The 23,206-nt window shown below is 70.2% G+C and carries 16 protein-coding genes; 6 read left to right on the top strand and 10 right to left on the bottom strand.

The genetic code is table 11. The features are described from left to right. Positions 1–5: 5 nt before the first annotated feature. From CFB49_RS22985 to CFB49_RS23020, 7 genes are all read right to left on the bottom strand, one after another. Positions 6–1,286 (bottom strand): virulence factor family protein, encoded by a 1,281-nt coding sequence (locus CFB49_RS22985; protein WP_089492400.1) that lies wholly within the window; start codon positions 1,284–1,286, stop codon positions 6–8. Beyond that, complete coding sequence (gene mprF, locus CFB49_RS22990; protein WP_089492401.1) at positions 1,283–3,877, bottom strand: bifunctional lysylphosphatidylglycerol flippase/synthetase MprF; 2,595 nt, start codon at positions 3,875–3,877, stop codon at positions 1,283–1,285. The genes CFB49_RS22985 and mprF overlap by 4 nt, the downstream gene beginning before the upstream one ends. Before the next feature lie 426 nt (positions 3,878–4,303). Next, complete coding sequence (locus CFB49_RS23000) at positions 4,304–4,738, bottom strand: hypothetical protein (protein ID WP_089436601.1); 435 nt, start codon at positions 4,736–4,738, stop codon at positions 4,304–4,306. Between the two features lie 207 nt (positions 4,739–4,945). Next, positions 4,946–9,133 carry a bifunctional nitrate reductase/sulfite reductase flavoprotein subunit alpha gene (locus CFB49_RS23005; protein ID WP_089492402.1) on the bottom strand — a complete coding sequence of 1,396 codons (4,188 nt, stop codon included), beginning with the start codon at positions 9,131–9,133 and terminating at the stop codon, positions 4,946–4,948. 16 nt (positions 9,134–9,149) lie between these two features. Continuing rightward, entirely contained in the window at positions 9,150–9,497 is a 348-nt protein-coding gene (gene nirD, locus CFB49_RS23010) for a nitrite reductase small subunit NirD (protein WP_069617918.1), read from the bottom strand. Between the two features lie 37 nt (positions 9,498–9,534). Continuing rightward, positions 9,535–12,108, bottom strand: a complete 2,574-nt coding sequence (nirB, locus tag CFB49_RS23015; protein ID WP_089492403.1) for a nitrite reductase large subunit NirB — start codon at positions 12,106–12,108, stop codon at positions 9,535–9,537. A 21-nt stretch (positions 12,109–12,129) separates the two neighbouring features. After that, positions 12,130–13,455, bottom strand: a complete 1,326-nt coding sequence (locus tag CFB49_RS23020; RefSeq protein WP_069617920.1) for an MFS transporter — start codon at positions 13,453–13,455, stop codon at positions 12,130–12,132. A gap of 654 nt (positions 13,456–14,109) precedes the next feature. Here CFB49_RS23020 and cobA point away from each other — a divergent pair. From cobA to CFB49_RS23055, 6 genes are all read left to right on the top strand, one after another. Further along, entirely contained in the window at positions 14,110–14,871 is a 762-nt protein-coding gene (cobA, locus tag CFB49_RS23030) for a uroporphyrinogen-III C-methyltransferase (protein ID WP_089492404.1), read from the top strand. A gap of 120 nt (positions 14,872–14,991) precedes the next feature. Then, a complete protein-coding gene (locus CFB49_RS23035) occupies positions 14,992–15,585 on the top strand; it encodes an ANTAR domain-containing response regulator (protein WP_069617922.1) in 594 nt (197 codons plus the stop codon). A 5-nt stretch (positions 15,586–15,590) separates the two neighbouring features. Continuing rightward, complete coding sequence (locus CFB49_RS23040) at positions 15,591–16,643, top strand: CmpA/NrtA family ABC transporter substrate-binding protein (RefSeq protein ID WP_089492405.1); 1,053 nt, start codon at positions 15,591–15,593, stop codon at positions 16,641–16,643. A 124-nt stretch (positions 16,644–16,767) separates the two neighbouring features. Then, entirely contained in the window at positions 16,768–17,343 is a 576-nt protein-coding gene (locus tag CFB49_RS23045) for a uracil-DNA glycosylase family protein (protein ID WP_089492406.1), read from the top strand. Between the two features lie 90 nt (positions 17,344–17,433). After that, positions 17,434–18,375, top strand: coding sequence for a helix-turn-helix transcriptional regulator (locus tag CFB49_RS23050; RefSeq protein WP_089492407.1), 942 nt, complete (start codon positions 17,434–17,436; stop codon positions 18,373–18,375). A gap of 117 nt (positions 18,376–18,492) precedes the next feature. Next, on the top strand, positions 18,493–19,191 hold the full coding sequence (locus CFB49_RS23055; RefSeq protein WP_089436609.1) for a fumarylacetoacetate hydrolase family protein: 699 nt from the start codon (positions 18,493–18,495) through the stop codon (positions 19,189–19,191). 58 nt (positions 19,192–19,249) lie between these two features. Here CFB49_RS23055 and CFB49_RS23060 read toward each other — a convergent pair whose 3' ends face one another. From CFB49_RS23060 to CFB49_RS23070, 3 genes are all read right to left on the bottom strand, one after another. Then, a complete protein-coding gene (locus tag CFB49_RS23060) occupies positions 19,250–19,789 on the bottom strand; it encodes a DUF4303 domain-containing protein (protein ID WP_069617927.1) in 540 nt (179 codons plus the stop codon). A gap of 126 nt (positions 19,790–19,915) precedes the next feature. Then, the gene (locus CFB49_RS23065; protein WP_089492408.1) at positions 19,916–21,124 is read right to left on the bottom strand and encodes an MFS transporter; all 1,209 of its coding nucleotides are present in this window, start codon (positions 21,122–21,124) and stop codon (positions 19,916–19,918) included. Positions 21,125–21,352: 228 nt separating this feature from the next. After that, positions 21,353–22,966 carry a trypsin-like peptidase domain-containing protein gene (locus CFB49_RS23070; protein ID WP_179234937.1) on the bottom strand — a complete coding sequence of 538 codons (1,614 nt, stop codon included), beginning with the start codon at positions 22,964–22,966 and terminating at the stop codon, positions 21,353–21,355. Between the last annotated feature and the right edge of the window lie 240 nt (positions 22,967–23,206).

The following is a 23,206-nucleotide window of genomic DNA, read 5'->3' on the forward strand; positions in this document are numbered from 1 at the left end:
GGCATTCAGCGCGCCGCCGCCGGCTTGCCGAACCCGCCGAGGATCTTCTTCTCGAGCGCGATGTAATCGCGGCCGAAGTGGTGATCGCCCTGTGTCTTGATCACGTCGGCGCCCGTGTTCGCGAGCGCCGGGCACATCGTGTCCGTCTCTTCCGCGCCATAGAAGCACTGCACGAGCGCGGGCGGCACCTTCGCGATTTCCGGCGCGACCTTCAACGCCTTGTCGCTCGCGGGCATGCCGAGCCAGCCCGTCACGCGAATCTGGAAATCGGCCGACGGCGCGAAGCCGAGCAGCGACATCACCGCGACCCTGTCGCGCAGGTCGGCCGGCAGCCGGTTGTACGCGAACGGCATCACGTCGGCGCCGAACGAGTAGCCGACCAGCGCCACGCGGTTCGCATGCCAGCGCGCCATGTAAGTGCGCATCACGCGGGCCAGATCGCGACTCACCTGCGCGGGCGGCTTCTCGCTCCAGAAGTAACGCAGGGCGTCGATGCCGACCACCGACACGCCGTCGCGCTGCAGCGCCTCGGCGATCGTCTTGTCGAGATCGCGCCAGCCGCCGTCGCCCGAGATCACGATCGCGAGCCGGTCGCTGCCGCCCTTGGCCGGCAGCTCGACGAGCGGCAGATCCGACACGTCCAGCTCGTCGCTGCTGCTGGTGTCGCGCAGGTGCGACGTGACGAGCGACACGAGCTTCGCGGTGTCGCCCGCGGCAGCCGTTTCGACGAAACCCGGCATCGCGCGGCGCACGATCGTCGAATCGGGCGGGCACGGCTTGAAGCGCGGATCGAGCTTCGCGGCCGGACCGACCGCGACGACGCCGGCGATCGTGTTCTCCGGCGCCATCGACAGGATCTGCTTCGCGATCGCGCCGCCCTGACCCACGCCCGCGACGATCGGCGTGAAATAGCGCGACGACTGCGCGAGCCGTTCGAGTTGATGGCTGACCGCCTCGGCGTCGCCGTCGAGGTGGTGGCAGGCCTCCTGCTTCGCGGCGAGATTCGCCGCGTAACGCCCGGAATCGACGCCGACCGTCATCGCGCCGGCTTTCGCGAGCGCGTCGGCCGCCTGCTGATCGGCGGCATGCCAGCCGGCCTCGCGCGAGAACAGCACGACGAAACCGCGCAGCGGCCCGCTCGGCCTGGTCACGGTCACGGGCCCGTAGCGGCCGCCGGACACGGTTTCGGATTTCACTGCGGCCGGCTGCGCGGCGCACGCGGCGCCGGCCAGCATCATTCCCGCGCAGGCGGCTGCCGCCCGCGCGATTCCCTTCTTCAACATCATGAACGCCGACCTCCAGCCAGCAATGACAGATCCGCGAGCGTGACGAACACGCCGACCGAGCCCGAGGCCGCGAGATAACGCGGCTCCCAGTGCGGTTCGAACTTGCTCTTGAAAGCGCGCAAGCCGCGGAAGTTGTAGAAGCGGCCGCCGAAGCGCCAGACCATCAGCCCGAGCCGGTGGAACGGCGACGGCATCTTCGCCGCGCCCATCCCCGAGAACGGCGCGATGCCCAGGCTCAGCTTGCGGAACCCCGCTTCCTTCAGATGCAGCGCGAGCTGCGTAAACAAATACTCCATCGCGTACGGCGATGCGTCCGGCAGATGGCGCATCACGCCGACCGTCGCCTCGGTGTTGAGGTCGGTCGTCATGAACGTGACGAACGCGATCGGCTTGTCGGCCTGCCGCACCAGCATCACCGACTGCGTCGACAGATAGCCGTCGTGGAACGCGGCCACCGAGAAGCTCTTCTCGCGCGCATCGCGGCTGTCGAGCCAGCCGTCCGAGATGTCGCGCAGCGCCGGCAGCGCGGCCGGCACGTCGCCCGGCGCGATCACCTCGACCGTCAGCGCATCCTTGTCGCCGCGGCGCAGCGCGTAGCGCAGGTGCGACCGGTTCGAGCCCTTCAGGTCGAACTGGTCGAGCGCGATGTGCGCTTCCTCGCCCAGCTTCATCAGCGTGAGCCCCGCGTCGAGATACAGCGGCAGCGCGTTCGCGCGCACCTGGTAGAACGCGGCGCGGCCGCTGTGCGCGTGCGCGAGCGCGATGAACTTGCTGATCAGCGCCGGCCACTCTTCACGCGGCCCGACCGGGTCGTGCAGCGCGGCCCACGTGCGGCCGTTCTTCGCGTACATCAGGAACGCGCGGCGCGATTCGGAAAACAGGAACGACTTGTCGCCCATCAGCGCGAGGCCCGCGTCGCTGCACTCCTGCGCGCGGATGATCTGCTCCGCGTCGATCAGGTCCTGCTCCGCGGGTTTCACGAAACGCCCGGGCGCCGGGCGCAGCAGTTGCCACAGCGCGAACAGCGCGACGAACACGCCGGACGCGAGCGTCGCGCGCAGCGCCCGCGGCGCGCGCGCATCGAACGAGAAATGCGACCACAGATCGCGCGTGTACGGCACGTCGCGGAACGCGAAGAACAGCACCCAAACGGCCAGCATCAGCACCATCGCCACCGACACGAACCAGCTGACGGTGAAGCGCTCGGCGAGCAGCGACGAATGACGGTTGAACCGGCGACGGCTGACGAGCAGCAGCACGAGCAGCGTGCCGAGCACGCCGGCCTCGACGAACGCGAGGCCCTTCGCCAGCGACAGCGCGAGGCTCGCGAGCGTCAACGCGAAGGTCATCCACCAGGCGCCGTCGAGCCGGCGCAGCAGCCCGCGCGCGACGAACAGCAGCGCGACGCCGAGCACGCTGCAGATCACCTGCGAGCCTTCGAGCACCCACAGCGGCACGATGTGGCGCAGGATCGCGATCCGGTGCCAGAACGCGGGCGTCGCGCTCGAGATCACCAGCATCCCGCCGACCGCGAACGTCACGAGGCTCAGGAACACCGGCGCGAGCTGCGACACGCGCACGGCCTGCCGCGTCACGAGCCGGCGCCGCAGCGCGCGGCCCTCGAAACCGGCCAGCAGGCCGGCCGACAGCACGAGCGGCACGCCGAAGTAGATCGCGCGATACGCGATCAGCGCGGCGACCATCGCGTGCGCGGGCACTTCGCGACCGAGCGTGAACACCATCGCCGCTTCGAACACGCCGATCCCGCCCGGCGTATGGCCGATCATCCCGAGCAGCAAGGCGGCCGCGTAAACGGTGAGGAAGGTCGGGAAACCGACGGGCGCCGCCGGCAGCAATACCCACAGCGTCAGGCCCGCGGCAGCGACGTCGAGCACCGCGTAGACGACCTGCGCGACGAGATCGCGCCGCGCCGGCACGTCGAACGACAGCCATTTGAAGCGCGTGACGACCGGGCGCGCCGTCTTGCCGCACAGCATGACCAGCGCGGCAAGCGCGACGAGCAACGCAGCGCCCGTCCACGTGAGCACGCCGGGCGCGACGTGCAGCATCGCGGCGAGCGCCTCCGGCACGCAGACCATGCCGACCGCCGTCATCAACACCATCGCGAGCGCCAGCGTGCCGCTCGTGAACACCGTCATCCGGCCGATCTGGGCGGGCGTGACACCCGACACGCCGTACACGCGGGCGCGCACGGCACCGCCCGTCAACGCACCGAAGCCCGTCGCGTTGCCGAGCGCGGAACCGGCGATCGCGCCAATCCACAGCGCGACGCGCGGCACCCTGGCCGCGACATAGCGCAGGCCGACCGCATCGCGGGCGACGAGCGCGAGATAGCTGAGGGCCGTCGCGGCGAGCGACGCGCCCCATTCGCCGGCGGACATGTGACGCAACTGGCGGATCACCGACCGGTAGTCGACGGATTCCGACAAATGCTGGAAAACCACGATCAGCAGCAGGCCGATGCCGAGCGCGAGCAGCGGCGACAGCACGCGTTCGTGGCGGATCAGCGCCCGGGCACGGGCGATCACCGCCTCGGCACGGCCGGGCGAACCAGGGTGGCGGAAAGACATAACGTGTTCAGTGGTGTTGCATAGCGTGTCGCGGCGCGGGTTGCCCGGGCGGCGACCTATCTGGTTGTTCTGCATGGGCGGTCGGCCGAAGACGGGCGGGTGGCGCCTGGATCAGAACTTACGAGTATACGGAACTTATATTACAAAATCTTTCACGTCGCCTTTGTGCCGATTTGTGGTTTCTCGCGCATCGAAACGCATAAAGAAACCGTGCACCCCACGAACGCGAGGTGCGCATCATACCGGCAACGGAGGTCGTTTTTTCATCGGATGAATGACTTGTGATGCATTTGGGTGGAATTTACCGCGCGGAGCCCGGCGGGCGAGGACGAAAACGCGAGGGCGCGGCGCGTTGCGGAATGGCGGCGGGCCGATTCGCTGCGCCCTCCGCGGCGCACCGCCGGTCCGGAAATACGCCGCTGCGCGTTACTTCGCCCGCTCATGCTCCCCCAACCCGATCGCCTTGTAGTCGTAAGTCGGATAGAACTCCGTCCGGTACGCGCCCCAGGCCGTATCCTCGAGCACGCGGTTGACCTCGCGCAGCCGCGACGCCGGCAGCCGCAGCACGACGATCTGCCCGATCCCCATCGTCACCGTCCAGCTCACCACCTCGACGCCCGGCGGCGGAAACGCCTTGTAGAACCCCTGCTTCGCGAGTTGCGCATTCAGCTCCGCAAGCGGGCGCGACTGGTCGTGCTTCAGGAATACGGTCAGCAGCACCGCGTTGTCGGGCGTCGCAGCGGCCGAACCTGCCGGCACCGTCGACGTCTGGCCGATGGCCGGCACGCTGGAAACCGCGGCGGCCGCCAACGCGGCGGCAATCACGAACGTTCGAATCGGAACATGCGGGAAAACGGTCATCACGCAACTCCATGGCTTCGTGGGAGGAGCCGCCATCATGCGCCGTCCGATCCATTGCTGCAGCGAGCGGCCGATGCGGTGACTCGGCGCCCGAGCGGCCGGCGTTCCCGCCCGGAGCGTTCGTGCGCGCCGAGCAGGCGCGAATGGGAGCGCCAGTAGTCAACGTGCCAACGAACCGGGCGGACAACCGTCCACCGCTCGCGCGATTCAATACACGTCGCGCATGTAGCGCCGTGCCTTCGAAAGCCGCGCGACGTAGTCGTTCGCGGCTTCGTTCGACATGCCGCCGTGCCGGGCGACGATCGCCTTCAGCGCCGTATCGACGTCCTTCGCCATCCGCGCGGCGTCGCCGCACACATAGAAGTGCGCGCCTTCCTCCAGCCATGCGAACAGCTCGGCGCCCTGCTCGCGCATCCGGTCCTGCACGTAGACCTTGTCGGTCTGGTCGCGCGAAAACGCGAGATCGAGCCGCGTCAGGAAGCCGCTGTCGCGCATCGCATTCAGTTCGTCGCCGTAGTAGAAGTCGGTCTGCGCATGCTGCTCGCCGAAGAACAGCCAGTTGCGCCCGCGCGCGCCGCGCGCCTGCCGCTCGTGCAGGAAGCCGCGGAACGGCGCGACGCCGGTGCCCGGCCCGACCATCACGATCGGCACGTCGCCGTTCACCGGCGGCCGGAAATGCGCGGACTTCTGCACGAACACGGGCACGCGGCCGTCGTCCGCGCGATCGGCGAGGAACGTCGACGCGACGCCTTTGCGCGCACGCCGGCCGTTGTGATAGCGCACGGCCGACACGGTCAGGTGAATCTCACCCGCGTGCGCGCTCGGGCTCGACGCGATCGAATAGAGGCGAGGCTGCATGCGCTTGAGCATGCCGACCAGCTCCGCGCCCGACAGCTCGACCGGGTATTCGTGCAGCACGTCCGCCAGTTGTTGCCCCCACAACCATTGCTTGAGGTCGGCCTTGCGATCGTCGCCGAGCAGCGACTTCAGCGCGCCGTTCGCGCTGCGCGACGCGATGAAGGCCAGCGTGTCCGGATGCGGGCGCGTGATGTCGAAGTGGCGCGCGAGCGCGTCGCCGAGCCGGATCTCGCCGACGCCCGGCACCGACACGGGCGCATCGGCCTTCAGCGCGGTGACGGACAGCAGCTCGTCGACCAGCTCCGGGCAGTTGGTCGGCCACACGCCGAGCGCGTCGCCGGTTTCGTATTCGAGGTTCGCACCCTGGGTCGACAGCGACACGTAGCGCGTGTCTTTCGCGGCGCCCGGCCGGTTCAGCCGCAGGTTGGCGACGAGCTTCGACGGCGCCGGATGCGCTTTCGTCGGCAGCAGCCCCGACGGGCTCATCCCGCCGGACGGCACCGCGTGCAGCGCGGCATCGGCCTCCTTGATCCGCGCGACCACGCGCTCGAGCCACTGATCGGCATCGTGCTGGAATTCGACGTCGCAATCGACGCGCGCACACAGGCGCGCCGCGCCGAGTTCGGCGAGCCGCGCGTCGAGCCGGCGGCCGTGGCCGCAGAACTGGTCGTAGTTGCGGTCGCCGAACGCGAGCACCGCGAAATGCACGCCGTCGAGGCGCGCGGCGCTGCCGGCCTGCAATGCGTCCCAGAACTCGCTGCCGTTGTCGGGCGCATCGCCGTCGCCGAACGTGCTCGTCATCAGCAACACGTATTGCGCACCGGCCAGCGACGCGACCGGATAGTCGGACATGCACGCGGTGCGGATCTCGAAGCCCGCGTTCATCAGCTTGGTCGCGTAATCGTCGGTCAACGATTCGATGTTGCCGGTCTGCGACGCCCACAACAACGTGACCTTCGGGCGCGGGCGCACGATGCGTACGCCGCCGGCCGTGGCGGCGTCGGCCGGCAGCGCGGGCGCGGCACGCTCCGCGGCGTGCGCGGGCAGCGAGCGGCTGAACAGCCCCGCGAGCATGCCGTCGAGCCAGAACCGCACGGGCGGCGTCAACGGCGCGCCGGCCGGCAGCACGGGCACGCTGCCTTCGCGGCGGCCGGCGCTCGCCTTCAACCCGCTGACGAGGCCGGCCACGTACAGCCGCTCGGTGTCGGTCAGCGGCGGCGGCGCGAAATCGGCGACGCCGAGCGCGGCCGCGAAAGTGTCGATGTCTGCCATGTCGGATTCCTGTGAAGCTGCGGCCTGCACCTTCGCCGGCGCGGGGCGCGCGTCGTCGGCGCCTGCATCGGGTTGCGCGGTGTCGGCGGCGGCGTGCGTGAACGCATCGGCTTCGACGCGCGTCAGCGCGACCGCGCAGTATTTCAGTTCGGGTTGCTGCGATTCCGCGTCGATCGCGTCGTTCGTCACCGCGTTGATGCACAGGTCGTCGCCGTACACGTCGTTCCAGTGCATCGGCGCGAAGCAGTTGCCGCGCCGCACGCGGTCCGTCACGACGGCCGGCAGCACCGCGCGGCCGCGTGCCGAACGGATCTCGACGCTGTCCTTCGCGGCGATGCCGAGCGCGCCCGCATCGTCCGGGTGCAGTTCGACGAACGGGCGCGGGTTGAGCTTGTTCAGCATCGCGACCTTGCCCGTCTTCGTCATCGTGTGCCACTGATGCTGCAGCCGCCCGGTGTTCAGCACGATCGGAAACGTGTCGTCGGGCAGCTCGGCCGGATCGACGTGCGGCCGCGCGAAAAAGCGCGCCTTGCCCGACGGCGTCGGGAACGCGATGCGCGGCGCGTCGCTGCCGTCGGCTGCCGTGCGCAGCGGCTGGCTCACGCCGTCGTTCAGGTAGCGGACCGGGTGCCGCTCGCGCGCGGCGCCCGGCGCGACCGGCCACTGCACGGGCCCGTCGCGCAGCGCCGCGTGGCTCGCGCCGCGCAGGTCGTAGCCGGTCGCCGGATTCGAGAAGCGGACGATCTCGTCGAACACGTCGGCCGCCGACGCATAGTCGAACGCATCGCCGAAACCCATCGCGCGCGCGACTTCCGCGATGATGCGCCAGTCGGGCAGCGCGTCACCGGGCGGCGCGACCGCCGCGCGCATCAGCGTCATGTTGCGCTCGGAATTGATCATCACGCCGTCGCCCTCGGCCCACAGCGCGCCGGGCAGCAGGACGTCCGCGTAGCGGTTGGTCTCGGTGTCGAGGAACGCGTCCTGCGCGATCACGAGTTCCGCGGCTTGCAGCCCGGCGATCACGTTGCGCCGGTTCGGCACGGTCGCGACCGGGTTCGTGCAGACGATCCAGCACGCCTTGATGTCGCCCGCCGCCATCCGTTCGAACAGGTCGACCGTGCCGTTGCCGGTGTCCTTGCACAGCGTGCCGGCCGGCACGCGCCACAGGTTCTCGACGAAGCGGCGGTCGTCGTCGGACGCCACCGAGCGCTGGCCCGGCAGCCCAGGCCCCATGTAGCCCATCTCGCGTCCGCCCATCGCGTTCGGCTGGCCGGTCAGCGAGAACGGCCCGCTGCCCGGGCGGCAGATTGCGCCGGTCGCGAGATGCAGGTTGCAGATCGCATTGGTGTTCCACACGCCGTGCGTGCTCTGGTTGAGCCCCATCGTCCAGCAGCTCGTCCATTCCTGCGCGTCGCCGATCCACTGCGCGGCCGTGCGAATATCTGTTTCGGCCAGCCCCGTGATTTCGGCGACGCGCTCCGGCGTGTAGTCGGCGAGGAACGCGGGCATCGCGTCCCAGCCTTCGGTGTACGTATCGATGAACGCGGTGTCGGTGCGCCCGTTCGCATGCAGCAGGTGCAAGAGCCCGTTCGTCAGCGCGAGATCGGTGCCCGGCCGGATCTGCAGGAACAGGTCGGCCTTGTCGGCGGTGCCGGTGCGGCGCGGATCGACGACGATCAGCTTCGCGCCGGCCTTCACGCGATCCATCATCCGCAGGAACAGGATCGGGTGACAGTCGGCCATGTTCGCGCCGATCACGAAGAACAGGTTCGCGCGATCGAAATCCTGGTACGACCCGGGCGGGCCGTCCGCGCCGAGCGACTGCTTGTAGCCGGTGCTCGCGCTCGCCATGCACAGGCGCGAATTCGACTCGATGTTGTTGGTGCCGACGAAACCCTTCGCGAGCTTGTTGACGAGATATTGCGCCTCGATCGACATCTGCCCCGACACGTAGAACGACAGCGCATCGGGCCCGTGCGTATCGAGCACCGTGCGCAGCCGCCGCGCGGTCTCGGCGATCGCGTCGCGCGCCGGCAGCGGCACGAGGTCTTCCTCGCGGGCACGGCGCACGAACGCACGATCGAGCCGCCCCGAACGGCGCAGCGCGACGTGCGCGGACGAACCCTTCGTGCAGAGCCGCCCGAAGTTGGTCGGATGGTCGGCGTCGCCGGACACCTTGACGACTTCGCCATCCTCGACGTGCAGCACCATCCCGCAGCCGACGCCGCAGTACGGGCACACGCTCTTGACGGGGGTGGCGGTCATGCGTGCTCCGGGGCGCTCAGGCCGCGACCCACACGAAGCCGTCCTCGACCCGCGACGGATACGCGCTCACCGACTTCTCGGGCGCTTCCAGGCATTCGCCGGTGCGCAGGTCGAAGTGCTGCTTGTACAACGGCGATGCAACGACGACGCGCTCGCCGAGGCTGCCGATCAGCCCGCGCGACATCACGGCGGCCTGCGACACGGGATCGACGTTGTCGATCGCGAACACGCCGCCTTCTTCGGCGTGCGCGACGTGAAACACCGCGATCTGCTCGCCGTTGACGAGCGCACACACGCCGGTGTTCGGCACGATGTCGTCGAGCGGGCACACGCGGGTCCAGGACAGCGGAAGACGATCGTTCATGACGGGCTCCTTTAAAAGACGCGGGTGTCGGTCCGGGTCAAACGGTTGCGGGTTCGGCGACGACCGGAATCGCCACGGGCTTGCCGCCCGTGCGCTCGGCGGGCGTCGCGGGCCGGATCTGGCCGCGCGTCTCGACGAACGCGATGGTCGTGTCCGGCGCGTCGCTGTTCACGAAATGCCGGAAGCGCTTGCGCGTTTCCGGATCGGTGACCGCCCGCTTCCATTCGCACTCGTAGGTGTCGACCACGTGCTGCATGTCGGCTTCGAGCTCGGCCCCAATCCCGAGCTTGTCGTGCACGACGACGTCGATCAGGTAGTCGAGGCCGCCTTCGAGGTTGTCGCGCCACACGCTGGTGCGTTGCAGCCGGTCGGCCGTGCGCACGTAGAACATCAGGAAGCGGTCGATGGTGCGGATCAGCGTGTCGCGATCAAGGTCGGACGCGAGCAGTTCCGCGTGGCGCGGCTTCATCCCGCCGTTGCCGCACACGTACAGGTTCCAGCCCTTCTCGGTCGCGATGACGCCGACGTCCTTGCCCTGCGCTTCCGCGCACTCGCGGGTGCAGCCGGACACGCCGAACTTGATCTTGTGCGGCGCGCGCAGCCCCTTGTAGCGATTTTCCAGGTCGATCGCGAGGCCGACGGAATCGTCGACGCCGTAGCGACACCACGTCGACCCGACGCACGACTTCACGGTGCGCAGCGCCTTGCCGTATGCGTGCCCCGATTCGAAGCCGGCCGCGATCAGTTCCTCCCAGATCGACGGCAGCTGCTCGACGCGCGCGCCGAACAGGTCGACGCGCTGGCCGCCGGTGATCTTCGTGTACAGGCCGTATTTTTTCGCGACCTGGCCGACCGCGATCAGCCCTTCCGGCGTGACTTCGCCGCCCGGCATGCGCGGCACGACCGAATACGTGCCGTCGCGCTGGATGTTCGCGAGGTAGTAGTCGTTCGAATCCTGCAGGCCCGCGTGCTCCTTCTTCAGCACGAATTCGTTGAAGCACGACGCGAGGATGCCCGCGACGGCCGGCTTGCACACGTCGCAGCCGAGCCCGCGGCCGTGCTTGTGCAGCAGTGCGTCGAACGTCGTGATGCGCTCGACGCGGATCAGGTGGAACAGCTCCTGGCGCGAATGCGGGAAGTGCTCGCACAGATGGTTGTTGACCGCGAGGCCCTGCTTCTTCATCTCGGCCTTCATGATCTGCGTGACGAGCGGCACGCAGCCGCCGCACGACGTGCCGGCGCCCGTGCACGTCTTCAGCGCGCCCAGGCTCGTCGCGCCGTCGGCCACGGCCGCGCAGATCTGCGACTTCGACACGTTGTTGCACGAGCAGATCTGCGCGCCGTCCGGCAACGCGTCGACGCCGATCGCCGGCTTCGCCGCGCCGTCCGACGACGGCAGGATCAGGAATTCCGGCGACTCAGGCAGCTCGATGCGGTTCAGCATCATCTGCAACAGCGTGCCGTATTCGGCCGCATCGCCGACCATCACCGCGCCGTGCAGGAACTTGCCGCAGTCGGACACCACCAGCTTCTTGTAGACCTGGCGGCGCTCGTCCGCGTACTGGTAGGTGCGGCTGCCGGCCGTCGTGCCGTGCGCGTCGCCGATGCTCGCGACGTCGACGCCCATCAGCTTCAGCTTGGTGCTCATGTCGGCGCCGGCGAACGCGGCGTCCGCCGCTTCGTCCGCGTCGCCCGCGAGCTGTTTCGCGACCACGCGCGCCATGTCGTAGCCGGGCGCGACGAGGCCGTACACCATGCCGTTCCAGGCCGCGCATTCGCCGATCGCGTAGATGTCGGCGTCGCTCGTGCGGCACGCGCCGTCGATCGCGACGCCGCCGCGCGGGCCGATCTCGAGCCCGCACGCGCGGGCCAGTTCGTCCCGGGGCCGGATGCCGGCCGAGAAGACGATCATGTCGGTGTCGAGATGCGAGCCGTCGGCGAACGCCATCCGGTGCGCGCCTTCGTCGCCGTCGACGATCTCGAGCGTGTTCTTGCCGGTATGCACGGTCACGCCGAGCGCCTCGATCTTCGCGCGCAGCATCCGGCCGCCGCCGTCGTCGACCTGCACGGCCATCAGGCGCGGCGCGAATTCGACCACGTGGGTGTCGAGCCCCATGTCGCGCAGCGCCTTCGCGCATTCGAGGCCGAGCAGCCCGCCGCCGATCACGACGCCGCGCTTCGCGTGCGCGCCGCACGCCTGCATCGCTTCGAGATCCTCGATCGTCCGGTACACGAAGCAGCCGGCGCGGTCGCGGCCCGGCACCGGCGGCACGAACGGGCGCGAGCCGGTCGCGAGCACCAGCTTGTCGTACGCGAGTGTTTCGCCCGACGCGAGCGTGACCGTACGCGCGGCGCGGTCGATCGATGCGACCGGCGCGTTCAGTCGCAGGTCGAACCGCGGATGACGCTCGAAGAAGCCGGGTTCGACGAGCGACAGGTCGTCCGCCGACTTGCCGGCGAAGAATTCCGACAGATGCACGCGATCGTAGGCCGGGCGCGGCTCCTCGCCGAGCACCGTGACCTGCAGCGCGCCGGCCGCACCGGCTTGCGCCGCGACGCATTCGAGGAGCTTGTGGCCGACCATGCCGTGGCCGATGACGATGAGTTTCATGATGACGGTTCCTTCGGTCGATCAGTTCGCGGCGCCGGCGGCGGCCAGCGCGCGATCGCGCAGCTCGGCTTCGCGCGCCTTGTGTTCTTCGCTGAAGCGCACGGCCATCGCGCACAACGCGGTTGCGGTCACGGCAAGGCCGAGCAGGCTCAGCGTGTGCTGCACGTCGCCGACACCCTTCAGCAGGAAAGCCGCGGCGACCGCGCCGACGTTGCCGCCCGCGCCGACGATCCCCGCGACGCCGCCGAGCGCCTTCCGGTCGATGAACGGCACCAGCGCATACGTCGCGCCGCACGCCATGTGCGTGAAGAGGCCGAAGGTCAGCATCGCGACGAGGGCGATGCCGACGCCTTGCGCATGCGAGAACCAGATCAGCCCGAGCCCTTCGCCGATGATCAGCGCGCACAGCAGCGTCGCGCGCACGTCGAGGCTGCGCCGCGCGGCGATCTTGTCGGACAGCCAGCCGCCGAGCGCGCGGGCGAACAGCGCGAGCAGCCCGAACATCCCGACCGCGAAACCGGCGTCCTTCAGCGACAGCTTGAAGTGATCGACGTAGTACAGCGCGGCGATGTTGTGGATGAACACCTCGACGCCGAAGCACGCGCCGTACGTGACGAACAGCATCCACACGCGGTAGTTGCCGCAGGCCGCGAAGAAGCTCGCCCAGCCGCCCTTCTTGCCACTGTCGACCGTCACGCCCTGCCTGCGCAGCACGACGAAATCGCCTTGCGGGCAGTCCTGCGTGAAGCGCCAGTACGCCCACGCCATCACGAGCATCGCCACGCCCGGCACGACCAGCGCGATGCGCCACGACGAATCCTCGCCGAAGCCGAGCATCAGGCCCGCGGCGACGAGCAGCGGCATCAGCGCCTGCGTCGCGCCCGCGCCGGCATTGCCCCAGCCGGCCGTCGTCGCGTTCGCGGTGCCGACCACGTTCGGCGCGAACATCACCGACGTGTGGTACTGCGTGATCACGAAGCCCGCGCCGATCGCGCCGATGCCGAGCCGGCAGATCAGGAACCACAGGTAATCGTGCGTGAACGACACGGCGAACACGGGGATCGCGCCGAGCAGCAGCAGCCCGGCATACACGCGGCGTGGGCCGAAGCGGTCGCACAGCGGGCCGACCAGCAGCCGCACGGCAATCGTCGCGGCCACCGCGGCGATGTTGATGTTCGCGACTTGCGCCGCCGTGAGATGGAATTCGCGCGCGATCAGCGGCATCAGCGGCGCGCACGCGAACCACGCGAAGAAGCATACGAAGAACGCCATCCACGTCAGATGGAACGCGCGCATCGGCGCGGTGCGGAGGCTGAAGAGATCGATACGGGTAGCTTTGTCGGTCATGTCGTCCGCCCAAACGAAAAACGGCGTCCTGCGCACCCGGTCTCGTCGAGACCCGATGCGTAGGACGCCGTTGCCCATGAAGCCCGTTGCCGGGCGCTTCGGTATTCGGTACTGCGGACGGATCGCCATTGACCCGTCCGAACGAGCTAACGCAAGCGACGTGCCATGTCGGCGTCAATCACGCCGCGAGCCCCACCGCACAAGGCGCATCGGGCATCGGGCGCGTCACCGCGATGCGCGGCGCGCTCTCCGTCGCGATGCATCGAGGCACAGATGTGGTGCGCTGCAGCACTGTCGCCGTGCGACATCGCGGTGCGCACGGGCGGCGCACGATGCACGCCGACGCGGCATGGCGAGTGCTCGCGCATGGCGAGCACATGCACGCTCGCGGCCGTCGCACGGTGCGCCGCGCGACGGCCGCATCGTTGCGCCGCTTGGCCCGGATATTGCTGAACGTTTCATTACACCGGCAACGGCGCCGGTGGGCAGTCTCCGCAGAACCTTGCCCGCCCTTCACGACGGGCCCGACAGGACAACGGCGTCCCCCCGTGCGCGGCACGGCCGGATGCCCGTGCGTTTCGACCGCCCGCCGCCGCCGCGCAGCAACGCGACATCAGACCGCCGCAGCAATGCGATGCGGCACAGGAACACGACATGACGACAGGTAAAGTCACGCTGCTGGGCGCCGGCCCCGGCGACCCCGATCTCCTTACGCTGAAGGCGGTCAAGGCACTGGCCGCCGCCGACGTGCTGCTGCTCGACGATCTCGTCGCGCCCGGCATCGTCGAACTCGCGCCGCAGGCGCGCGTGATCCGCGTCGGCAAGCGCGGCGGCTGCCGCTCCACGCCGCAGGCGTTCATCGAGAAGCTGATGCGCCGCTACGCGCTGCGCGGCGCGCACGTGGTGCGCGTGAAAGGCGGCGACGCGCTGCTGTTCGGGCGCGCCGGCGAAGAACTCGCGACGCTGCGCGCGGCCGCGATTCCGGTCGAGATCGTCAACGGCATCTCGTCGGGATTCGCCGCCGCCGCGAGCCTCGGCATCTCGCTCACGCACCGCGAGCACTGCCAGGGCGTCACGTTCGTCACCGCGCACCGCCAGGACCATGGCGAACCCGACTGGGCACGGCTTGCGGCGACCGGCACCACGCTCGCAATCTACATGGGGATGAGCCGCGTCGAGCGCATCGCGGCGGGCCTGCTCGCCGCGCTCCCCGCGTCGACGCCGGCGGCGGCCGTGCAATGGGCCGGCACGCCCGACGAGCGCCGCTGGACCGGCACGCTCGGCACGCTCGCGCGCGGCATCGAAGCCGCGCGGCTCGGCAGTCCGGCCGTGATCCTCGTCGGCGGCGCGATCGGCGAAGCGGCCGCGCAGGACGCGGACGCAACGACCGACGCGACGCTGGCGCGGGCCGCCTGACATGCGCGGCATCGCGCGGCTTCAGCCGCTCTCCGCCTCCGTCCGCCCCGGCCGCGCGCGCGGCCTGCATGCATCGTTCGCCGGTTGCACCGACACGTCCCTGCCCCGCTTGCCCGCCTCATGAGTTCGTCCGCCCCCGTCCGCCTGCGCGTGCTGCTCGTCACCGATACCGACAAGCCGATCGGCGAGCTCGGCGACGCGCTCGCGCGCCTCGGCTACGAGATGCTGAACGACGTCGCGACGCCCGCGCGCCTGCCGGCGGCCGTCGAGGAGCAACGCCCCGACGTCGTGATCATCGATACCGATTCGCCGTCGCGCGACACGCTCGAGCAGCTCGCGGTCATGCATGCGACCGCGCCTCGCCCCGTGCTGATGTTCAGCCACGACGCAGACCAGGAACTGATCCGCGCGGCGGTCGGCGCGGGCGTCAGCGCGTATCTCGTCGAAGGGTTGTCGGCCGAGCGCCTCGCGCCGATTCTCGAAGTCGCGCTCGCGCGCTTCTCGCACGACGATGCGCTGCGTCGCCGGCTGGCCGACGTCGAGCGCGAACTCGAGGAACGCAAGCTGATCGATCGCGCCAAACGCGTGCTGATGGACCAGCGCAAGCTGTCCGAACACGACGCCTATGCGGCGCTGCGCAAGCGCGCGATGGATCAGGGCCTGCGCATCGTCGACATCGCGCGACAATTGCTCGACGCGTCACCCCAGTCATGAGTGCCATGAATACCTCTCTCCCCGCCGCGCCGGAACGCGCGCATCTTCGCCTCGGGTTCGTCGCGCTCAGCGACGCGGCCCCGCTGATCGTCGCGCAGCGCCTGAACCTCGGCGCGCGTCATGGCCTCACGCTCGAATTGAGCCGCCAGCCGTCGTGGGCGGCCGTGCGCGACAAGCTGCTCAGCGGCGAGCTCGACGCCGCGCATGCGCTGTACGGGCTCGTCTGCGGGCTGCAGCTCGGCATCGGCGGCCCGCAGGCCGACATGGCCGCGCTGATGGTGCTGAACCGCAACGGCCAGGCGATCACGTTCTCGCGCGGCCTCGCCGACGCTTACCGCGAAACCGGCAGCGTGCGCGCCGCGTTCGCGACGCTCGGCCGCAAGCCGCTGCTCGCCCAGACCTTCCCGACCGGCACGCACGCGATGTGGCTGAACGCGTGGCTCGCGTCGCACGGCATCGATCCGCTGCGCGACGTGCGCAGCGTCGTGATTCCACCGCCCGAGATGGTCGCGGCGCTCGCGGGCGGCGAGCTCGACGGCTTCTGCGCGGGCGAGCCGTGGCACGCGGTGGCCGAAGCGTGCGGCGCGGGCCGCACCGTCGCCGTCACGAGCGAGATCTGGCCCGATCACCCGGAGAAGGTGCTCGCGAGCCGACGCGATTTCGTCTCGCTGTATCCGGCCACCGCTCGTGCGCTGGTCCGCACGCTCGTCGACGCGTGCGCGTGGCTCGACAGCGCCGCGCACCGCCGCGAGGCGGCCGACTGGCTCGCGTCGCCCGACGCGCTCGGCGTGCCGGCCCGCCTGATCGCGCCGCGCCTGCTCGGCGACTACGGCGCGGGGCCGTTCGCGACGCCGCCCCTGCCGATCCGCTTTCACGACGGCGGCGCGGTGAACCGGCCCGACCCGCGCGAGGGCCAGTGGTTCCTGTCGCAATACCGGCGCTGGGGCATGCTCGACGGTTCGCACGACGACGCGGGCATCGCCGCGGCGATCGCGCAGACCGCGTTGTATGATGCCGCGGTCGCCGAAGGCGGCGCAGCGGGTCTGTCGCGGGCATAACGCGTGGCCGTAGCGCGCACCGCGCAATGCAGCCGGCGCCACGCAGGCGGCCCGGCCGCTGACCGCCGGCCGCCCGTGCCGCGCATGCGGCACCGCGTTGCGACCCCATCCCCGCTCCGTATCCATGCCGAAACAAACACGCACGCCGCTCGACGTGCTGCTCACCGAAATCCGCGCGTGCCGTGCATGCGAAGCCGACCTGCCGCTCGGCCCGCGCCCGGTCGTGCGTGCGCATCGCCACGCACGCATCCTGATCGTCGGCCAGGCGCCGGGCGCGCGCGTCCACGCGAGCGGCAAGCGGCTGCGCGACTGGCTCGGCGTCGACGCCGAGACCTTCTACGACGACACGCGCTTCGCGATCGTGCCGATGGGTTTCTGCTACCCGGGCCGCGGCGCGAGCGGCGACAACCCGCCGCGTCCCGAATGCGCGCCGCTGTGGCTCGACCGGCTGCTGGCCGAACTGCCGTCGATCCGGCTCACGCTGCTGATCGGCCAGTACGCGCAGCGGCATTTCCTGCGCGACACGCGCAAGGCGACGCTGACCGACACCGTGCAGGCGTGGCGCGACTACGGTCCCGCGATCCTGCCGCTGCCGCATCCGTCGCCGCGCAACCAGGCATGGTTCAAGCGCCATCCGTGGTTCGGCGCCGAGGTCGTGCCCGAGCTGCGGCGCCGGGTCGCGCCGCTCGCGACAGGCTGACCGCGCAGGCGCGGGGCCGCGCCCGTCCCCGTCGCGCCCGGTTCGCTGTACCATCGCGGCTCAACCGCGTCACGAACAGCACAATCCTTCATGCCCTCCACCGCCCCGCCGCGCCTGTACGGGATGCCCGAACGCAGCGACCGGCTCGATTTCTACATCCGCGACCAGGCGTCGCGCCAGGCGATCACCGAGCCGCACCGGCACGCGTATTTCCAGATCCAGTTCAACCTCGGCGGCGACACCGAGCAGCGCATCGGCGGCGTCACGCGGCCGTTTCCGCGCGGCGCGCTCGCGTTCGTGCTGCCGCACCGCGAGCACCTGATTCCGCATCCGGAAGGCGCGCATTTCGTCGTGGTCAACTTCAGCCAGGCGTTCCTGCGCGCCGATCTCGACGTCGATCCGCTCGATCTCGAGGACGTGCCCGCGCACCGCTTCCCCGAACTGACGCCGTTCCGCTTCCAGGAGCACCTCGATTTCATCCTGACCGGCGATACGTACGACGAAGCGCGCCGCCTCGCACTGTGCATGCTCGACGCCGATCGCGCGCGCACGTTCGGCTCGACCACGTTGCTGCGCGGCTACCTGCTCCAGCTGATCGGGCTCGTCTGCACCCAGTACGCGGGCGCGCTCGACAAGCTCGCGCAGCGCGGCGCCCAGCGCGCCGGCCGGCGCGACGCACTGGCCCGCGTGCTGCGCCACGTCCGCGCGAACCTGACCCGCGAGGACCTGACGCTCGCCGCGACCGCCGAAGCCGCGTTTCTCTCCCCGAACTACCTCGCGCACCTGGTGCGCAAGGAAACCGGCAGCACCTTCACCGATCTCGTCACCGAGCGCCGGATCGCGCTCGCGCAGTCGCTGCTGGCTCATACCAGCCGGCGCATCGCGGACATCGCACGCTCGGTCGGCTTCCGCGACGAAGGGTATTTCGCGCGGCGCTTCCGCGCGCGGGTCGGCGTGTCGCCGAAGGCGTACCGCGACGCAAACGCCGCGCTGCCCGCCGCCGACGACGCGCAACCCGCCGCCGACGCGTAGTTTTGTCCCGGTAAAACGCAGTTGCGTCGCATCCGCGCGCGCACGCGTCGGGTATCGTTGCACGCATGCCGGCCGGCGCGCCGGCCATCCGTCTTCCTACCGAACGAGGCCAATCCGATGTCCGCCTATGTCATCGACGCCGCCGAGCGTCCTTCCGTCGAAGTCGAACAGTCGTCCGCGCGCTTTCCGGTGCGCCGCGTATTCTGCGTCGGCCGCAACTACGCCGACCACGCCCGCGAAATGGGCGCCGACCCCGACCGCGAACCGCCGTTCTTCTTCACGAAGCCGGCCGACGCGATCGTCCCGGCCAGCGGCACGGTCGCCTATCCGCCGCTGACGAACGATCTCCATCATGAAATCGAGCTGGTGGTCGCGATCGGCAAGGACGGCCGGTCGATCGACCCGGCCGACGCGCTGTCGCACGTGTGGGGCTACGGCGTCGGCGTCGACCTCACACGCCGCGACCTGCAGGCCGAAGCGAAGAAGCTGAGCCGGCCGTGGGACTGGGCGAAAGGTTTCGACGCATCGGGCCCGGTGACCGCGCTGCGCGCGGCGACGGCCACCGGCCACCCGGCGACCGGCCGCATCTGGCTCGCGGTCAACGGCGACACGCGCCAGCAAGGCGACCTCGCCGACATGATCTGGGCCGTGCCCGACGTCATCGCGTACGTGTCGCGCTCGGTCGAGCTGAAGGCCGGCGACCTGATCTTCACCGGCACGCCCGCCGGCGTCGGCGCGCTGCAGCCTGGCGATCGCGTGACGGGCGGCGTCGACGGCATCGCGACGTTCGAATTCGTGGTCGGCGCGAAGCCGTAACGCAGTGTGCAGGGCGGCCGCCCGCCGGGCCGCGCGGCGGGCGGGATTCCGATGCCGGTCAGTCGTAGCGGCGCAGGAACGCGTCGGCGACGGCCGGCGGATTCAGCGCTTTCGCCGACGCGTTTTCCAGCGCCTCGGCCGCGTCGTCGTCGCTGATCGACACGAACAGCGTGATGGCCGCCCTGTCGTCGCCCGTGCCGAACACGCCGTCGCGATCGAGTAGCCGCAATGCCGCGATCATGTCGGCGTGCAGTTGCCGGGAAAATTCCGCGAATCGCGACCGGACGAACTGCGGGCTCAGCACTTCGTCGGCCAGCCTGCCGCAGATCGCGTTGAACGGCGACGCCTCGGCCGCCGCATACGCCCACTCGGACACGCCCCACACGAACCACGGATCGTCGTCCGCCACCGCCTGTTGCGCGCGGATCCGGCGCAGCCCTTCGACCGAATTGGCGGCCGGCACCACCGTCATCGCGCCGCTGTCGGTGTACAACGCAAACGCATAGAAATGCTCGTCCGGGTGCAACGCCCGCAGCGCCCTGAAGGTCGCCCTCGCGGCGTCGGCAATGTCCCGCTGGAAATCAGAAAAGTCGCTCATCGCATCCTCGTCCAGTCGCCCTTCGCGCTCGCCGGGACGCGCGGCGCGCGGATCATGCGTTGTCTCCCGGCATGCGGCGGATTGTCCGTCATTCGGCTGCGCGCCGGTACCGGGGCGCACCCGCGCTCACCCGGCGTCCTGCGCGTCGAACGCCCGCACGCACACGGCGGCCGCCAGCGCGATCGCCGCCGACAGCAGCATCATCGCGAGCGGCAGGTAGCCTGCGTTGCGCGGGGTCAGCAGCGCGCCTGTCAGCGACGCCAGCGCGGCGCCGCCGCCGATCGTCATCGCGCCCGCCAGCCCCGACGCGCTGCCTGCCAGCTCCGGGCGCACCGATACCGCGCCCGCATGGGCGCCGGGAGTGCTCAGCCCGTTGCCGATGCCGACCAGCACGCACGGCCCGAACCACGCGAGCGCGTGCGTCGCGCCGCCGAACGCGAGCGCGAGGCCGATCAGCGGACCCGCACACGCCACGACCCGCCCGCACAGAATCGTCGTGGCCAGCGCGTAGCGGTGCGCGGCCCGCGCGGCCAGCAAGCTGCCGCACACGAAGCCGGCCGTGATCGTCCCCATGTAGAAGCCGATCTCCGCCGGCGCGATGCCGAACAGCGTTTTCGCGGCGAGCGGCGCGCCGGCCAGGAACGCATAGAATGCGCCCGTCGAAAACGCCATGCACAGCGCATAGGCCCAGAAACGGCGCGCATGCAGCAGCGCCGGATACGCTCGAAGCTGCTGCGCGAAGCTCGACGGCCGGCGTATATGGGTTTCGACGAGATCGAGCGCGCACCAGGCGAACAGCGCGATGCCGACTGCGGCCAGCAACCAGAAGCTTGCGCGCCACCCGACTGTCTGCTCGAGCACGCCGCCGAGCGTCGGGCCGAGCATCGGCGCGAACGCGGCGGCCATCGCCGCATAGCCGATCCGGCTCGCCGCGCGCGCACCGCCGCCGGTATCGCGGATCGCCGCCATCGACACCGGATAGACCGACGTGATCGCCGCCTGCATCAGCCGGCAGCCGAGAAACACGCGAATATCGGTCGCCACCGCGCAGCCGAGCGAACCGAGCGCGAATATCGCGACGCTCGTCAGCACGATCGGCCGCCGCCCGAACCGGTCGGACAGCGGCCCCGTCACGCATTCGAGCGACGCGGCCACCGCCGCATAACCGCCGAGCGACAGCGCGACGAGCGCATAGTCGGTGCGCAGGTCGCGCACGATCGCCGGCAGCGACGGCAGGAACAGGCTCAGCGGCAGGACCGACAACGCGCACAGCACAATCAACGTTGCATGCCGCGGCGACGCCGGGTCGGAAGCGGTCGACAGGTTCGATGACAAGCGAATGCCCTCCCGCGCACGGGCCGCACGGCCGTGCGCAACACAAAAAAAAGCCCCCGAACGAGTCGGGGGCGCATGGGTGCCGGCGCGGTGCCGCTACCGGACCCTGCGCCTATGAATGACTACGATGAAGCAAGCCGTTTTCATGCCGAATGGCTCCTGAATGCGTGGCGGACCGCCAGCGATATCGGACGATGTTAGGCGGACGCCAGCAGCCGCGTCAACGCCCTACCGTACGCGCACCGAGACGAACTTCCGCGCGTTGTTGCGCTGGATCAGCACGGCGATCACGCTGCCGCCGCTCGCTTCGAGCGTCTGCACGTCGTCCGGCGTCTCGAGCAGCGTGTCGTTGAGTTCCAGCACGACATCGCCGGGCAGGATGCCTGCGCGCGCGGCCGGGCCGTGCACCGCATCCACCATCATCCCGACCGCGAGCCCCGTCGACCGACGCTCGGCATCGCTCAGCGCGTGCATCGTCAGGCCGAGGCGGTCACCGCGGTCACCGCTGCCACCGCTGCCACCGGTATCGCCGGGCTCGCCGGCGGCCCGCCCCAGCCCCGGCCGTCCAGCGGCCTTCGGCGCGGCCGAGCCGACCGTGGCGGCCGCGCTCCCGCCCGCGTCGTCGGCACCGACGATCGTCAGCTTCATCGGCGCACGGTTGCGGATCACGCGCAGCGGCGCCTTCGCGCCGGGCGGCAGCGCGGCGGCCAGATCGTCCAGTTCCGCCGAGCGACCGATGGTCTTGTCGCCCATCTTCACGATCACGTCGCCGGGCTTCAGGCCGGCCGCGGCGGCCGGCGAGCCGGGCGCGACGCCATTGACGAGTGCGCCTGCCGGGCGCGGCAGCCCGAACGCCGCGGCCAGCCCGACACCGACGTCCTGCACCTCCGCGCCGAACGCATTGCCCGACGGCGCGCCCGGCGCGAGCGCCTGAGTCTGCTGTTGCGTCTGCATCTGCGCCTGCTGTTGCGCGCGCAACTGGGCGCGCATCCTTGCCGCGAATGCGATCGGAATGGCGAACGTCGTGCTGGCGTAGCGATCGGTGCCCGTATAGACCTGCACCGCGATGCCGATCACGTCGCCTGCGCGATTGAACACGGGGCCGCCCGAGTTGTCGGGGTTCGGTGCGATGTCGGTCTCGAAGAACGGAAACGCGCTGCCGTCCGCCAAGCGGCGCGACGTCGCGCTGACGATGCCGGCCGTGACCGTGTTGCCCGATCCGTCCGGCGCGCCGATCGTCATCACCGGTTCGCCCGCGCGGACTTTCGACGAATCGCCGACGCGCACGAACGGCAGCTTCGTCGCGTCGACGCGCAGCACGGCGACATCGCTTTGCGGATCGACGGCCAGCACCGTCCCCTTGAATTCGCGGCGGTCGGTGAGCCGCACCGTCACGTCGGTCGCCTCGTCGACCACATGGGCGGACGTGAGAATCAGGCCGTCGGCGCTGACGATGAAACCCGAGCCACTGCCGGACACCGCACGCGGCGGCGTATCGGGCGCCGGCGTCTGCGCCGCCTGTGGAGGCGCCGCCGCGCCGTGCCGGAAGAACGCGGCAAGCGGATCGTCGGGATCGAGGGCGGCAAAGGCCGGCCCGCCGGTTTGCGGATCGGGCGTGGCGGCCAGGATGGTCACGACCGCCGGGCCGTAGCGCTCGACGATCGCCGGGAAGTCGACCGGCATCGCGTAAGGCGCGGCAGGCGGCCGCGCCTTCATCGCCGGCGGGGCGGCGTGCGGCGCGAGGGTGCCGGCAACGGCGGCGGGCGGCGGCAAACATCCGGCAAACACGCCCCCGATCAACGCGGTGCGAAGCACGGCGCGAGCAAGCGTCTGGCAAACCACGGCGCCACCTCCCCCGGCAGCCGCGACGCTCCCCTGCGCGCGACGCGCAGGCGCCCGACAAGCACCGGTACACCCAACCATTTATAGCGCACGCGCCGGTTGGAACATACGAATCGAAACCCGTATGCCGGGAGGCGCCGTGGCGGCAGAGCCGCGACGGCGTTCGTTTCGAACAAAGCGCGCGGTTCGTCAATCCGAATATCCACCACGCAGCGGTGCGCGTGCCGGCGTCATCGTGGC

Origin of the sequence: Burkholderia sp. AU17457 (assembly GCF_002223255.1) — a bacterium.
GTDB classification, from domain to species: Bacteria; Pseudomonadota; Gammaproteobacteria; order Burkholderiales; family Burkholderiaceae; genus Burkholderia; species Burkholderia sola.

What these genes read in the sequence shown, in the direction of transcription:
- nirD (WP_069617918.1), bottom strand. Translation starts at nt 9,497, where the DNA reads ATGAACGATCGTCTTCCGCTGTCCTGGACCCGCGTGTGCCCGCTCGAC.
- CFB49_RS23045 (WP_089492406.1), top strand. Translation starts at nt 16,768, where the DNA reads ATGCCGAAACAAACACGCACGCCGCTCGACGTGCTGCTCACCGAAATC.
- nirB (WP_089492403.1), bottom strand. Translation starts at nt 12,108, where the DNA reads ATGAAACTCATCGTCATCGGCCACGGCATGGTCGGCCACAAGCTCCTC.
- CFB49_RS23050 (WP_089492407.1), top strand. Translation starts at nt 17,434, where the DNA reads ATGCCCTCCACCGCCCCGCCGCGCCTGTACGGGATGCCCGAACGCAGC.
- CFB49_RS22985 (WP_089492400.1), bottom strand. Translation starts at nt 1,286, where the DNA reads ATGATGTTGAAGAAGGGAATCGCGCGGGCGGCAGCCGCCTGCGCGGGA.
- cobA (WP_089492404.1), top strand. Translation starts at nt 14,110, where the DNA reads ATGACGACAGGTAAAGTCACGCTGCTGGGCGCCGGCCCCGGCGACCCC.
- CFB49_RS23000 (WP_089436601.1), bottom strand. Translation starts at nt 4,738, where the DNA reads ATGACCGTTTTCCCGCATGTTCCGATTCGAACGTTCGTGATTGCCGCC.
- CFB49_RS23035 (WP_069617922.1), top strand. Translation starts at nt 14,992, where the DNA reads ATGAGTTCGTCCGCCCCCGTCCGCCTGCGCGTGCTGCTCGTCACCGAT.
- CFB49_RS23005 (WP_089492402.1), bottom strand. Translation starts at nt 9,133, where the DNA reads ATGACCGCCACCCCCGTCAAGAGCGTGTGCCCGTACTGCGGCGTCGGC.
- mprF (WP_089492401.1), bottom strand. Translation starts at nt 3,877, where the DNA reads ATGTCTTTCCGCCACCCTGGTTCGCCCGGCCGTGCCGAGGCGGTGATC.
- CFB49_RS23040 (WP_089492405.1), top strand. Translation starts at nt 15,591, where the DNA reads ATGAATACCTCTCTCCCCGCCGCGCCGGAACGCGCGCATCTTCGCCTC.
- CFB49_RS23055 (WP_089436609.1), top strand. Translation starts at nt 18,493, where the DNA reads ATGTCCGCCTATGTCATCGACGCCGCCGAGCGTCCTTCCGTCGAAGTC.
- CFB49_RS23060 (WP_069617927.1), bottom strand. Translation starts at nt 19,789, where the DNA reads ATGAGCGACTTTTCTGATTTCCAGCGGGACATTGCCGACGCCGCGAGG.
- CFB49_RS23020 (WP_069617920.1), bottom strand. Translation starts at nt 13,455, where the DNA reads ATGACCGACAAAGCTACCCGTATCGATCTCTTCAGCCTCCGCACCGCG.